The organism is Streptomyces sp. BV286, from assembly GCF_019090165.1.
Classification (GTDB): Bacteria; Actinomycetota; Actinomycetes; order Streptomycetales; family Streptomycetaceae; genus Streptomyces.
In genome coordinates this window covers 38,361-50,929 of record NZ_JAHRIB010000080.1, presented here as the reverse complement: position 1 = coordinate 50,929, position 12,569 = coordinate 38,361, and the positions used below count along the sequence as shown (strand labels likewise).

Genomic DNA, 12,569 nt, shown 5'->3' with positions numbered 1-12,569 from the left:
CCTCGTCGCGCGACGACGCCGCCCGCCGCTGCAGCGAACTCGACCGGCTGACACACCGGGTGGCCGTGTCGGTCCGCCGGCTGGCACCGCTGCGCGAGGAGTACGACCGCGTGGCCCGCCTCGCGACACTCGCGGCCGGGACCTCCGCGGACAACGAACGCAGGATGCGTCTGGAGTCCTACGTCCTCGCCGCCCGGCTGGAACAGGTCGCGGCGGCCGCCACAGCACGGCTGCAGCGCATGTCCGCCGGGCGGTACACCCTCGTCCACTCCGACGACCGGGCCGGGCGCGGCCGCAGTGGGCTCGGGCTGCACGTCGTCGACGCCTGGACCGGACGCGAGCGCGACACGGCGACGCTCTCCGGGGGCGAGACGTTCTTCGCCTCCCTCGCGCTCGCCCTGGGACTCGCGGACGTGGTCACCGACGAAGCGGGGGGCGTCCGTCTCGACACGCTCTTCATCGACGAGGGCTTCGGCAGCCTCGACGACCAGACGCTCGACGAGGTCCTCGACGTACTGGACTCGCTGCGGGAGCGGGATCGCAGTGTCGGCATCGTCAGCCATGTCGCCGACCTGCGCCGACGGATCCACGCACAGCTGGAGATCGTCAAGGGACGCTCGGGATCGGTCGTACGGCAACGGATGGGCGGCTGACGCCCGGGGCACCGGCGACTTCGGCGCGGCAGCGGGAGCGGGAGCGGCAGCGGGAGTGGGAGCGGCAGCCGTTGCCGCTGCCGCTGCCGGAAGGCTCGGCGGCGTCGCCCGCCGGGCGGGGCCGGAGACCGGCCGCGGGGCGACGCCGGTCGGGCGGACAGTCGGACGGACGCCTGGGCGTGGCCGAGGGCGGAGAGGCCGGCGGAGCAGCCGGTCGACGTGGGGGCGGTCGCCTGGTTCACCGGCCAGGTCGGGCGAGATGCCCGGATGACGTCAAGGGACGGTCGGGAGACGTCCGCTCGCGTCAGGAGCCGGCCCGCGGTACCAGCCGGGGATGCCCTTCGGCCGGGCGGGGCTGGTGGGGGCGTCCCGGCGGCCGTGCGATGCCGACGGGCCGGTTTCAGCGGCCGAGCGGTCGGCGGGGCAAGGGTGACGAGTACACGACGCTCGTCGTGACCGAGCCCAGCGTGCCGATCCTGCCCGACACCTCCTCCAGGTGACTCATCGAGCGGGCCGCCACTTTGATCACGAAGCAGTCGTCGCCCGTGACGTGGTGCGCCTCCAGGATCTCCGGGGTGACGGCGACCAGATCGTGGAACGGCTTGTAGTTGCCGTTCGGGTAGCGCAGCCGCACGAACGCGAGGATCGCGAGGCCGAGGCTCTCCGGGTCGACCACCGCCGCGTACCCCTGGATGACACCCGCCTCCTCCAGTCGGCGCACCCGCTCGGTGACCGCGCTCGCGGACATGGAGACGGCGCGGGCCAGTTCGGCGAAGCTGGCCCGGCCGTCGCGCTGGAGGACATCGAGGATGCGCCAGTCCGTGGCGTCCGGGGAATACGCGGTCATGGTCGAGGAATAGCAGGGAAATCCCCGGCCGATCAAGGCAGAGGCCGGGGATCGCTCCTTCAAGGGGAAGGATCACCGGCCGTAGATTCTGGTCATGGAGTTCCGCACAGCCGGTGCGGCGACGGCGCCGGACCGCTCCAGGGCGGGCCGGCGAAAGGAACGGGGAGGGAACCCAGGCCATGGCCATGACCAGCACCACCACCGTGAGTAGCAGCATGAGCACCAGTGGCGCGACGACCGGGAAGACCGCCGCCCGGAACCCCGTCCTTCGCGTGCCGCCGGCGTCGCCCGCCGCTGCCGCCGCCCACTTCGGGGCGAGTCTCGCCTTCCACGCCGACGTGTCCGACGTCGCCGCCGCGCTGGCGGCCGACGGCGACCCCGGGTTCGTCGTCCTCGACTCGCGTTCCACGGCGTCCTGGGACCAGGGGCATGTGCCCGGCGCGATCCACCTGCCCACGGCCCTGATACGCGAGCAGGCCGAGCAGCTCCTCGACAGGGCCGTGCCGGTCGTCACCTACTGCTGGGGCCCCGGCTGCAACGGGGCCGCCCGGGCCGCCCTCGCCCTCGCCGAACTGGGCTTCCAGGTCAAGGAGATGCTCGGCGGGTTCGAGTACTGGGTGCGTGAGGGCTTCGAGTTCGAGACCTGGGAGGGACGCGAGCAGCGCGCCGCGGACCCGTTGACGGCTCCGGCGGGCACGGACGACTGCGGCTGCTGACAGCCGCTCGGCACACCTGCCACCCGCCTCACCGACGCCGGACCCCGCCCTCACCAACGCCGAACCCGGCTCTCACCGACGGCGTGTGGTGCCCTGGCGGAGGCCGTACGGACTCAGTCGCGTATCAGCTGGGCGGGTGGGCAAAGGAATCGTCAATTGCGGCCCGCACGGGCGTGTAGCTTCGGCCCATGGCGAGTTATACGGACACCGGTTCGGTCGAGTGGGTGGAGTCGGGCGGTGGACCGCTCATGGCGATACCCGAAGGGGTGCTGCCGTTCTGGACGGGGGCCGACGGCGACGAGCTGGCCTCCGACTACGACAGGGCCTGCGAGGTGGAGGGCTTCGTCGGCCTGCTCCCCGTCGGCAACGCCACGGCCCTCGTCCTCGGTGAGGACCCCGCCGCCACCGCCTATCTGCCCGAACACGGCACGTTCGTACGGTGGTTCGCGGGCGCATCGGAGAGCGAGCTGCTCGCCGGGGTGCCGGCCGCCCTCGACACAGCGGCATGGGGGCGCGAGGTGCACTGGGAGGTCCCCGGGGCCGTCGTGCTGTTCGACGCGGCATGGCCGGGGGAGGAGTCCACGAAGACGGGGCACCTTCGGATCGCCCTCGCGCCGGGCCGGTACGCGGTGCGCGCGGCGCGCGCCGAGCCGGGCCCGGAGACGTGGCTCGGCCTCGTCCAACTGAGGCCCCTGGGAAGCTGATCGGGGCCGGCGGCCGGGCCGGTCGCTCCGCCGCGCGCGGTGCGGGACCCGGCCGCCGTGCCTGGTCAGAGACGGGACAGCTCGTCGACCAGATCGTCCAGACCCAGCGAACCCTGGGACAGCGCCGCCATGTGCCACGCCTTCGCGTCGAAGGCGTCGCCATGGCGCTTGCGGGCGTTCTCACGGCCCAGCAGCCAGGCGCGCTCGCCCAGCTTGTAGCCGATGGCCTGGCCGGGGATGGAGAGGTAGCGGGTCAGCTCGCTCTCCACGAAGTCCGCCGGACGGCTGCTGTGCGCGCCGAAGAACTCCTCGGCCAGCTCCGGAGTCCAGCGCTCCCCCGGGTGGAAGGGCGAGTCCGCCGGAATCTCCAGCTCCAGATGCATGCCGATGTCGACGATGACACGGGCCGCGCGCATCATCTGCGCGTCCAGGTAACCGAGCCGCTCCTCGGCGTCCTTCAGGTAGCCGAGCTCGTCCATGAGCCGCTCCGCGTACAGGGCCCAGCCCTCGCAGTTGGCGCTGACGCCGCCGATGGTCGCCTGGTAGCGGGAGAGGTTCTCGGCGACGTGGGCCCACTGGGCGAGCTGCAGGTGATGGCCGGGGACGCCCTCGTGGTACCAGGTCGACACCAGGTCGTACACCGGGAAACGGGTGAGTCCCATCGTCGGCAGCCACGTACGGCCCGGGCGTGAGAAGTCCTCCGACGGCGGCGTGTAGTACGGGGCCGCGGCGCTGCCCGGCGGGGCGATGCGCGACTCCACCTTCCGTACCCGATCGGCGAGTTCGAAGTGTGTGCCGTCCAGTTCCTCGATCGCCTGGTCCATGAGGCCCTGCAGCCACTCGCGGACCTCGTCGACGCCCTCGATGTGCCTGCCGTGCTCGTCCAGGTGGGCGAGCGCGACCCACGGGGTCCCGGCGCCGGGCAGGACCTTCTCGGCCTCCTTCTTCATCTCGCCGAGCAGCCGGTGGTACTCCGCCCAGCCGTACGCGTACGCCTCGTCCAGGTCGAGGTCGGTGCCGTTGAAGTAGCGCGACCAGCGGGCGTACCGGTCGCGGCCCACCGTGTCGGGTGCGCCCTCGATCGCGGGCGCGTACACGTCGCGCATCCAGTCGCGCAGCGCGACGACGGCGGCGGTCGCGGCGCGGGCGGCCTCGTCGAGTTCCGTGCGCAGGGTCCCGGGACCCGCCGACGCGAAGTCCTCGAACCAGCCACGGCCCGAGCCGTCCATGTCCGACCACTCCGTGAGCTGTTCGACGAAGGTCGCGGTGGGGCGGGGGCCCGCGTACAGCTTGCGCTCCAGGCCGAGGGAGAGGGACTCGCGGTAGCCGTCGAGAGCCGTCGGCACCGCGCGCAGCCGCTCGGCGATGGCGGCCCAGTCCTCGTCCGTGTCCGCCGGCGTCACGGTGAACACCTCACGCACGGAGTGGGCCGCCGTGTGCATGTTGCCGACGGCCCGCAGGCCCTCCTCGGCCTCGTGCACGCCGAGTTCGGCGGTGAGGCGCTCGCGCAGCAGGCGGGCGCAGCGGCGCTCGATGTCACTGTCCGCGCCGGGCTGCCGCTCCGCCTCGTCGAGCCGGGCCAGCGTCACCCTCGCCAGGTGCGCGAGTGCCTCCTGGCCGGCGGGCGAGGTGTCGGGCAGCCTGCTCGAACTCTCCTTCACGCCGAGGTACGTACCGGTGACCGGGTCGAGGGCGATGAGTTCGTCGACGTAGGTGTCGGCGACCTCTCGGGGCAGCGGGTTCTTCGTCTGTGACATGCGGCCATCCTCATACGGGGACGGGGGCCGCGTCAGCTTCGTTTACCGGGCCTTGTGCCGCGTCAGCCCGATTTGGCCGGGAGCGTGGCCCCCGGCGGATCGGGCGGCAGCAGCGGCCCGCAGTCCCACTGCTGGAAGATCAGCCGGGTTTCGACGCGGGCCACCTCGCGGTGCGCGGTGAACCCGTCCAGAACCAGCCGCTGCAGATCCGCCATGTCGGCGACCGCGACATGCACGAGATAGTCGTCGGGCCCGGTGAGGTGGAAGACGGTACGGGACTCCGGGAGCATCCTGATCCGCTCCACGAACGGCCCGACCAACTCCCTCCGGTGCGGCCTGACCTGCACGGACAGCAGTGCCTCCAGCCCTCGCCCCAGCTTGGCCGGATCGAGCCGCAGCTGATGGCCGAGGATCACGCCCGAGCGGCGCAGCCGGGTGACCCGGTCCAGACAGGTCGAGGGCGCGACACCGATCTGTGCGGCCAGATCCCGGTACGTGGTCCGGGCGTCGTTCTGCAACAGACGCAGAAGATGAAGATCCACCGGGTCCAGTACGACGGATTCGGTCATGCGCCGAACGTAGCACGGAGATGTTCCTCGATAGCCCGCTCGGTGTTCAGGCTGCACCTCATGGACTTCGGCAGCACTGACGTGCGAGACACGTGTGACGACGCAGCGGAGAACGGCGGCCGGGCGGCCGGGGCGGTGGGCACCCGCGTGCGGGCGCTGGCCACCGAGGCCGTGCACGCGGGGCGGGACGATCTCGCCCGGCAGGGTTTGCACGCCCCGCCGATCGACCTGTCCACCACCTACCCGTCGTACGACAGCCGGGGCGAGGCGGCCCGCATCGACGCCTTCGCCACCGACGGCGCCGAGCCGGACGGGCCGCCGGTCTACGGTCGGCTCGGCAACCCGACCGTCGCCCGGTTCGAGACGGCTCTCGCGCGACTGGAGGGCACACAGAGCGCTGTCGCCTTCGCGAGCGGCATGGCCGCGCTGAGCGCGGTGCTGCTCGTACGGAACGCCATGGGCCTGCGCCATGTCGTCGCCGTACGGCCCCTGTACGGATGCAGCGATCACCTGTTGACGGCCGGGCTGCTCGGCTCCGAGGTGACGTGGGTCGATCCCGCGGGGATCACGGACGCCCTGCGGGCGGACACCGGTCTGGTCCTGGTCGAGTCACCGGCCAACCCGACGCTCGCCGAACTCGATCTGCGGGCGATCGCCCACTCCTGCGGGAGTGTTCCGCTGCTCGCCGACAACACCTTCGCCACACCGGTGCTGCAGCGGCCGGCCGAACTGGGGGCACGGCTCGTGCTCCACAGTGCCACCAAGTACCTGGGCGGGCACGGTGACGTGATGGCCGGGGTCGTGGCCTGCGACGAGGAGTTCGCAGGGAGGCTGCGGCAGGTCCGGTTCGCCACGGGGGGCGTGCTGCATCCGCTCGCCGGCTACCTGCTGCTGCGCGGTCTGTCGACGCTTCCCGTCCGGGTGCGCGCCGCCTCGGCGAACGCCGCCGAACTGGTTCGGCGCCTTCGCGCCGACCCGCGTGTCGCCCGGGTCCACTATCCGCGGCTCGGCGGCGCCATGATCGCCTTCGAGATCCATGGTGATCCGCACGAGGTGATCGCCGGGGTCCGTCTCGTCACTCCGGCGGTGAGCCTCGGCAGTGTCGACACGTTGATCCAGCACCCCGCCTCGATCAGCCATCGCATCGTGGACGCGGAGGACCGGCGCGGCAGCGGAGTGAGCGACCGTCTCCTGCGGCTGTCGGTCGGCCTGGAGGACGTGGAGGATCTCTGGCGGGATCTCGACGAGGCACTGGGGTCGGCGCGGGGCGACGGCGCCGTGCGGGAGATGGCGGCGGAGCGGTAGTCCGGGGTGGTAGGCCGGGGCGGTGTGCGGCGTGCGGCGTGCGGCGTTGCGTGTGCGGTGTGCGGTGTGCCGAGAGTGGTGTCGTCCCGGAGCATCGGGACGTGCGGTGCGACCGAGTCACCGGAACGCGGACGGTGGCGGGCCCGGCGTGCTCGCTGGACCCGCCACCGCGCGGAACGGATGCCGGCCGGCCGACCCCGTCCGGCTCCGTCGCTCGGGTCGCCCTTGTCAGTCGCGCACCGAGTGCTCGTGCTCGGGTGTCTGCTCGCGCTCGTCCCCGGGAGCCTCCGCGTACGCCGGGTGCGGGTCGAGGGGCGTCGCGCTCAGGCGGGCCGTGATGACGAGAGTGCCCTCCTCGATCTGGTAGTCGAGGGGGAGGTCGAGGGCGCGCATCGCGGCGACCATGCCGGTGTTGGACGACTGCGTGACGGCGTACACGCTCTCGCAGCCGGCCTCGACGGCCATCGCCACCAGCCGGCCGAGCAGCTCGCCGCCGATACCGCGCCGCTGCCAGTCGTCCTCCACCAGCAGAGCGATCTCCGTTTCGTCGCCGTCCCAGAGCAGATGGCCGAGCCCGACGACGCGCCCCGACGCGGTCTGCACGGCGAGCGTGCGCCCGAAGTGAGGGCTGAGGAGGTGCTTGAGGTACTTGTCCGCGTCGTTGACGGGCCCGTGATAGCGCATGCTCAGCGTCCGCTGTGAGCACCGCTCGTGCATGGCCTTCGCGGCGTCGATGTCACCGGCGTCGGCGCGGCGCACGGTGATGTCGTTGCCCTGGGGCAGTGTCAGGACGTCCCGGCTGTGCGGCACCCGCGGACCGAGCCGGGCGTCCAGCTCGACCAGCGCCCGGGCCCGCGCGAACTCGGTGGGCGTGAACGGCAGATAGGGCCGCTCCACGGTGATCACTCCGCCCTCCGGCGCACGCAACCGCATCACGGTGTCCTCCAGTGCCCCCTCGACGGGAGCCCCCTCGTGCGAACGGTCGCCGCGCACCGACGTGGCGGGCAGCGAACGGATCGTGCACCGCCCGAGCAACTGGCGCAGCGCCAAGGGCAGTTCCGCCGCGTCCAGCGCCGTACGCGTCGCGAGGCCCAGGACACGGGTGGGCGCGTCCACCAGGTCGTGCGCGTCGGCCCGCTCGATCCACGTGCCGCGACCGCCGGCCAGCGCCACCGTGTCGGTGACGTCGGACGCCGCCACCGGCGCGGGAGCACGCAGCAGGAACTCGTCCACGGTGCCCTCGGCCAGCGGATGCGTCTGCAGGCTCAGGATGTCGACCCGCAGAGCGGCCAGCGCCACGCACAGCGCGGCCAGCGACCCGGGCTCGTCGCGCACGGTCGTACGCATCCGCCACAGCACGGCTTCGCCGGAGCCGGCCTCCGGCGAGGTGGCATCCCCCTCGGCCGCCCCGGCCTGCCGCACGGATGCGGGCGGCAGGGCGCCGGTATCGCCCGTCGGCGGGGCGTGACCGTGGCGGCGTGCCCACCATGTGTGGAACCCCGCCGTGGCGATCAGGGCGATCGCCGGAATCGTGAGCAGGGCGGGGCCGTAGGGGCCGTGCCCGGTCAGGTGCGCCACGGTGTCGGCGACTGCCGCGGCCGTGAACAGGGCGGCCAGCCGGATGAGGTGCCGACGCCAGTGGTGGACCGGCCGGCCGTTCTTCGTGCGCGTCACGTGAGACATGTCTGGAGTCATGCGTTCACTGTGGAGCATCGGTGTTGCGTGATCACGAACGCTTTGTGACTGATCGGTTAAGTGTACTTCTGTCTTTTTTGTTGCATTTTTTACGAATCTCGGGGCGGGAATCGAACGCCCCCTGAACGGACTCAACGGGTCGAACTGGCCGAACACGTACAGCACTTGCGCGCCGAGGCCGGAGCCTCGGCGGCCGTGCCCGCTTCAGGCGGCCACTTCCCTGCCCAGGGTGTCACGCAGTCGGCGGGCCTGGGTCACGAGCCGGGACGAGCCGCTCCGCTCCGCCGCCTGCGCGAGATGGGCCACGTCGTCGCGTGCCCCGGTGAGTTCGGCGCACTCTGCGGCGACCGCCAGCAGTTCGCCGTATCCGCGGGTGGCCGGGGCGGCGCCGTCCGTCGCGAGGTCCGCGAGCAGGACGGGCAGCGCGGCCCGGAGTATCGACCAGACGGTGGCGTACGCGCCGGTCGTCGCCGCGGTCCGCACGGACTCGGCGAGCCGCAGGGGCTTCACCGCCCCGCGGCGCACCAACTGCCCCAGGTCCCCGCCGAGTCGCTCGGCGTCCAACTGCCCCCGCGCGGCGAGGACCAGGAGGGCGTCCACCGCGCCGAGCCGGTCCTCCGGGTGACGTGCCCCCAGCCCGTACGCGACGCAGAGGTGCACGGCCTCGCCCGCCTCGCCCTCCGCCTCGGCGATCAGCGGCAGGACCATGGCGGCGTTGCGGGTGTCCTCGACCGAGACCGAGGAGACCTCGCGCATCAGGCGGGCGGCCACCAGCTCGCGCCGCCCGGGCACCACGGCCAGCCAGTGCTGCCGCCCGTCCTGGGTCCAGTAGTGGTGGCAGTATCTGCGCGCCTCGAAGACACCGACGGGCCGGCCGAGCCTGCGGAACGCCGCCGGGAGGTCTGCCGGCAGCCCGTCGAGCTCGCCGAGTTCCAGCAGGATGCGGACCCCCGAGGTGCGTCGCCTGCTCGTGGGCGCCGTCGGGGCGTCGCCCGTGAGCCAGCGTGCCAGCCGCTCTCCGTGCGCCGTGCCGAGCGAGGCGGCCCGCTCGGCGGCGGCAGCGGCCACCGCACGGTCGTCGCGCCGTACCCGGAGCAGTGCCTGCGCGAAGTCGGCCGCCCCGGGCCGGGCGCCGAGCCGGTGGTACTCGCCGAGGCGGGACACGAGCTCGTCCGGCTCCAGGAATCCGGACGCCCAGGTGGGCGTGGCGAGCAGAAACGGCATCGGGTCGGTGCGCACCCGGTAGGCCGCCTCCCACAGACGCGCGTTGAAGGCGGCGCTCATCGCGCTGTGCACGCAGGGGTCCGACATCGGTCCGTGCTGATCGGCCTTGTGCAGCGTGGCCGTCCGTACCCGTCCCAGCAGGGCCGCGAGCACGACCTCCAGGCCGTGCGGCGCATCCCGGAAGTACTCGTCCGCCGAGTGGTGCTGAAGCTCGGCGCCGGCCCACCAGAGCCGCGCGACCACCGGTGTCAGGGCTTCGGTCAACTCCGCCTGGTGCCGGTGGGCGTGCCGCACCAGGCCGTCCAGGGCGCGCTCGAACGCGGCCACGTCCCCGTCGCCGGACGCCAGCAGGGCGCCGACCTCCTCTGCCAGTTCGGTTGCCGAGTCCGGCGCGGACGCGAGCCGGTCCGGCACCGGCGCGGGAGGCAGCAGCTCCAGATACGGCGGCGGCGCGAGCGCTGCCGCGTCCATTCCCAGGACCGCGCCGGCACGTGCTCGCAGTCCGGCGCTCAACCGGGCGGCCGCGTCGGCCACTTCCTCACGCGCCCGCTCGTCCACCACACCGATGTGCCGCTCCACCAGCTTCCACGCACGCTCCTGCAGGTCAGTGTCCTCGTGCCCGAAGGCCTGCGCCACCGAGGGCAGCAGTTCGGTGGCGGTGGACGGGTCGCGCCGGAGCACCTTCCCGAGAAGCACGAGCTGGGCGCGCACCAGCTTCTTCTCCGTGCGGAACAGCATGCCGTCGGACATCTCGGCGAGCTGACGGGACGTGATCCCGCCGGCCGACGCCAGCGAGCCCAGCACCGACTGGGCGTGGGCCGCCACGGTGGAGGCCGCGTGGGAGGTGAGCGCCAGCCAGTCGGCGACCCGCTCCCGCTCCTCGTCCCGGCTGAGCCCGAGTGCCGCCAACAGCCGCAGGAAGACGCGGCAGTCGGACGCCGCGCCGCCCCGCAGCAGCCGGGCCACGCAGTCGTCCACCAGGGCCTTCCGATCGAGGACACCCTCCTCGGTGACCCGCGCGAGGGCGGCGCACCAACTGTCCGGACCGTCGCCGAAGAGCCAGTCCAGGTGGCCGCCGATGTCGGGGATCCCGAAGAGCGCGGGGACGAGGTCCGCCGTGTACGGATCCTGGCGAAGCCTCTGCGCAACGGTGTCGCCGCGCTGCCACAGGCTGCCGATCTGCTCGACCCAGCCGACGACGTAGGTCTCCGTCGTCGGCACCGCGCAACCTGACAGCCGCACCAGCCCCGCCATCAGCTCGTAGGGGACCTGGGCGGTCGCCGGGCGGTCCGCGAGCCGCCGCGCGAGGTTGCCCAGCCAGTCCCGCTCCCGGTCGCCCAGCACATGGAGCAGTGCCGCGGGAGACGCCTGGGACCAGCGCATGTCGGCCGCGGTGATCCAGCCCGCCGCACCGGCCGCTCCGGTGTGGCAGGCCGCACCGGCCGCGTGCAGTGCGGGATACGCCGTGCGGGACGCGGCGTCCCAGGGCGCGACCCGCAGCTCCTTGCGCAGCTCCTGCAGAGCGGGCAGACAGAGCCGCCGCTGCGGATCCGTCATCCCGTCCAGCAGGCCCGCGGCCTCGTTGGTCCGCCCCGCCCGTACGGCCGCCAGCAATGCTTCACTCACCGGCACCGCATCGCTCACCGGAACCGCATCCCTCACCGCACTGCTCATCGCACACCCCCGTCGACCAGAACCTCCGCCTGCCCGGACACCGCGCCGCGGCGGACCATGCGTACCGCCAGCGCGTGCTTGCACGGCCCGCGCCCGCCCCGGTACCTGGCCCACCACAGGCAGCTGCAGCTCAGCACCCCCGCGTCGTCGCGCACCCGGTGCGCGTGCCCGTCCTCGGCGGTCACCGTGGCGAGGACGCCGTCCAGGACCACCGCGCCCGCGCCCACGAGATCCCGGGCGGCCCGCAACCGGGGGTTGTACCGCTCCACGCGCCCGGCGTCGTAAGGGAGTTCGCGATGGAAGTAGGCCGCTTCCGCCGTGTCGTAGCCCACGCGTCCCGAGGTGCCCAGCCGGACGAGGGCCGCCCGCACCCGCTCGGCGGGCAGTCCCGAGGAGGCGGACAGGTCCCCGACGTCGATCCTGGGTTCCCAGGCCAGCAGGACCGCGATCAGTTCCGCGTCCTCGGCCGTCTCGTCCGCGGCCAGCGCGTCGAGTACTCCTCCCTCGCCGGAGAAGCCCCGGGAGGCCTCCGGTGACAGCGTCAGTGTGAGCCGCATCCCGGGCAGGACGACCTCCCAGGCACTGGCCGTGGCGGCGCCCCCGGCGAGCGCGGGACCGTACACCCGCAGGGCCGACGCGTACCGGAGCACCCGCTGGAGGGCGATCAGCCGCTCCGGGCCCGGAAGACAGACCGCTCCGGGCACCGACCGGGTCGTGGGCCGCAGGACATGCCCCGCGGGCACCACCCACCGCGCGCCCCGGGAAGCGCCCCGCGCGCTGGAACGGGGCAGCGAGCGCAAGAACCGCACGGCCTCCGACGCGGGCAGTTCGGCCCGCAGGTCGAAACCGGCCGCTATCACCTGGGCCTCGGCGAAACCCCGCAGCCAGCGGTCCGGCAGCGGCACCTTCTTCTCCACGACCGGCCCGTCCAGGGTGGTCACGGCCATCTCGTCCGGGCCGACACGCAGGTGCAGCGGATCGTCGGAACCGATCCTCGACAGAGCCTCCCGCAAGGGGTTGTTGACGTCGACGTTCGTCGTGCCGTGCCCCACCTCGCCGCCGTCGAGACCCGCTTCCAGGACGTCCAGCCGGGCGTACACCCCGCCGCAGCCGGAGAAGGACTCGAAACGCAGCCGGTCGCCGTTGCCCGTGACCACCGGGTCCAGGGACGCCGCGAGCTGCCGCTGGAAGTAGCGCGCCCTCGCCACGTCGGCGACCGCGAGCAGCCCGGCCGACGCCACCTGAGGCGATGTCAGGAACCCCGCGAAGAAACGGGGATGCTCCTCGACACCGCGGGGCGTCGCACCCCGCGAGGTCTCAAGTCCCAGGCGGCCTCCGCCCGGTGAGGACTCCAGCGCGGAGGGTCGGGTGTAGGCCACGGCCTGCAAGGATCGCGTCATGGAAAAACCGTAGAGGCGACCACTG

10 protein-coding genes are annotated in these 12,569 nt (G+C 73.0%); 4 read left to right on the top strand and 6 right to left on the bottom strand.

Going from position 1 to position 12,569, the window contains the following annotated elements; genetic code table 11:
- Positions 1–653: SbcC/MukB-like Walker B domain-containing protein (locus KUF83_RS11655; RefSeq protein ID WP_302828512.1), on the top strand; the 653-nt coding region annotated here is incomplete at its 5' end.
- A gap of 400 nt (positions 654–1,053) precedes the next feature.
- On the opposite strand, the gene KUF83_RS11650 is transcribed toward KUF83_RS11655, so the two are convergent.
- Entirely contained in the window at positions 1,054–1,500 is a 447-nt protein-coding gene (locus tag KUF83_RS11650; RefSeq protein WP_217454558.1) for an Lrp/AsnC family transcriptional regulator, read from the bottom strand.
- 179 nt (positions 1,501–1,679) lie between these two features.
- Between KUF83_RS11650 and KUF83_RS11645 the strand changes: the two genes are divergently transcribed.
- Positions 1,680–2,216, top strand: a complete 537-nt coding sequence (locus tag KUF83_RS11645) for a rhodanese-like domain-containing protein (RefSeq protein ID WP_217454557.1) — start codon at positions 1,680–1,682, stop codon at positions 2,214–2,216.
- Between the two features lie 188 nt (positions 2,217–2,404).
- Positions 2,405–2,920, top strand: a complete 516-nt coding sequence (locus KUF83_RS11640) for an immunity 21 family protein (protein ID WP_217454556.1) — start codon at positions 2,405–2,407, stop codon at positions 2,918–2,920.
- Positions 2,921–2,985: 65 nt separating this feature from the next.
- Here KUF83_RS11640 and KUF83_RS11635 read toward each other — a convergent pair whose 3' ends face one another.
- Both KUF83_RS11635 and KUF83_RS11630 read right to left on the bottom strand, forming a co-directional pair.
- Entirely contained in the window at positions 2,986–4,677 is a 1,692-nt protein-coding gene (locus tag KUF83_RS11635) for a DUF885 domain-containing protein (protein ID WP_217454555.1), read from the bottom strand.
- A 62-nt stretch (positions 4,678–4,739) separates the two neighbouring features.
- Positions 4,740–5,246: an Lrp/AsnC family transcriptional regulator gene (locus KUF83_RS11630; RefSeq protein WP_217454554.1), complete on the bottom strand. Its 507-nt coding sequence runs from the start codon at positions 5,244–5,246 to the stop codon at positions 4,740–4,742.
- Between the two features lie 60 nt (positions 5,247–5,306).
- Between KUF83_RS11630 and KUF83_RS11625 the strand changes: the two genes are divergently transcribed.
- Complete coding sequence (locus KUF83_RS11625; RefSeq protein ID WP_254643700.1) at positions 5,307–6,551, top strand: PLP-dependent aspartate aminotransferase family protein; 1,245 nt, start codon at positions 5,307–5,309, stop codon at positions 6,549–6,551.
- Between the two features lie 228 nt (positions 6,552–6,779).
- On the opposite strand, the gene KUF83_RS11620 is transcribed toward KUF83_RS11625, so the two are convergent.
- The 3 genes from KUF83_RS11620 to KUF83_RS11610 all read right to left on the bottom strand — a co-directional run bounded on the left by KUF83_RS11620 (position 6,780) and on the right by KUF83_RS11610 (position 12,544).
- Positions 6,780–8,246 (bottom strand): GNAT family N-acetyltransferase, encoded by a 1,467-nt coding sequence (locus KUF83_RS11620; RefSeq protein ID WP_217454553.1) that lies wholly within the window; start codon positions 8,244–8,246, stop codon positions 6,780–6,782.
- Between the two features lie 204 nt (positions 8,247–8,450).
- Positions 8,451–11,144 carry a DUF6493 family protein gene (locus tag KUF83_RS11615; protein ID WP_217454552.1) on the bottom strand — a complete coding sequence of 898 codons (2,694 nt, stop codon included), beginning with the start codon at positions 11,142–11,144 and terminating at the stop codon, positions 8,451–8,453.
- A complete protein-coding gene (locus KUF83_RS11610; RefSeq protein WP_217454551.1) occupies positions 11,141–12,544 on the bottom strand; it encodes an SWIM zinc finger family protein in 1,404 nt (467 codons plus the stop codon). Before KUF83_RS11610 ends, KUF83_RS11615 begins: the two co-directional genes overlap by 4 nt.
- Positions 12,545–12,569 lie beyond the last annotated feature (25 nt).

What these genes read in the sequence shown, in the direction of transcription:
- KUF83_RS11615 (WP_217454552.1), bottom strand. Translation starts at nt 11,144, where the DNA reads ATGAGCAGTGCGGTGAGGGATGCGGTTCCGGTGAGCGATGCGGTGCCG.
- KUF83_RS11645 (WP_217454557.1), top strand. Translation starts at nt 1,680, where the DNA reads ATGGCCATGACCAGCACCACCACCGTGAGTAGCAGCATGAGCACCAGT.
- KUF83_RS11635 (WP_217454555.1), bottom strand. Translation starts at nt 4,677, where the DNA reads ATGTCACAGACGAAGAACCCGCTGCCCCGAGAGGTCGCCGACACCTAC.
- KUF83_RS11620 (WP_217454553.1), bottom strand. Translation starts at nt 8,246, where the DNA reads ATGACTCCAGACATGTCTCACGTGACGCGCACGAAGAACGGCCGGCCG.
- KUF83_RS11610 (WP_217454551.1), bottom strand. Translation starts at nt 12,544, where the DNA reads ATGACGCGATCCTTGCAGGCCGTGGCCTACACCCGACCCTCCGCGCTG.
- KUF83_RS11640 (WP_217454556.1), top strand. Translation starts at nt 2,405, where the DNA reads ATGGCGAGTTATACGGACACCGGTTCGGTCGAGTGGGTGGAGTCGGGC.
- KUF83_RS11650 (WP_217454558.1), bottom strand. Translation starts at nt 1,500, where the DNA reads ATGACCGCGTATTCCCCGGACGCCACGGACTGGCGCATCCTCGATGTC.
- KUF83_RS11630 (WP_217454554.1), bottom strand. Translation starts at nt 5,246, where the DNA reads ATGACCGAATCCGTCGTACTGGACCCGGTGGATCTTCATCTTCTGCGT.
- KUF83_RS11625 (WP_254643700.1), top strand. Translation starts at nt 5,307, where the DNA reads ATGGACTTCGGCAGCACTGACGTGCGAGACACGTGTGACGACGCAGCG.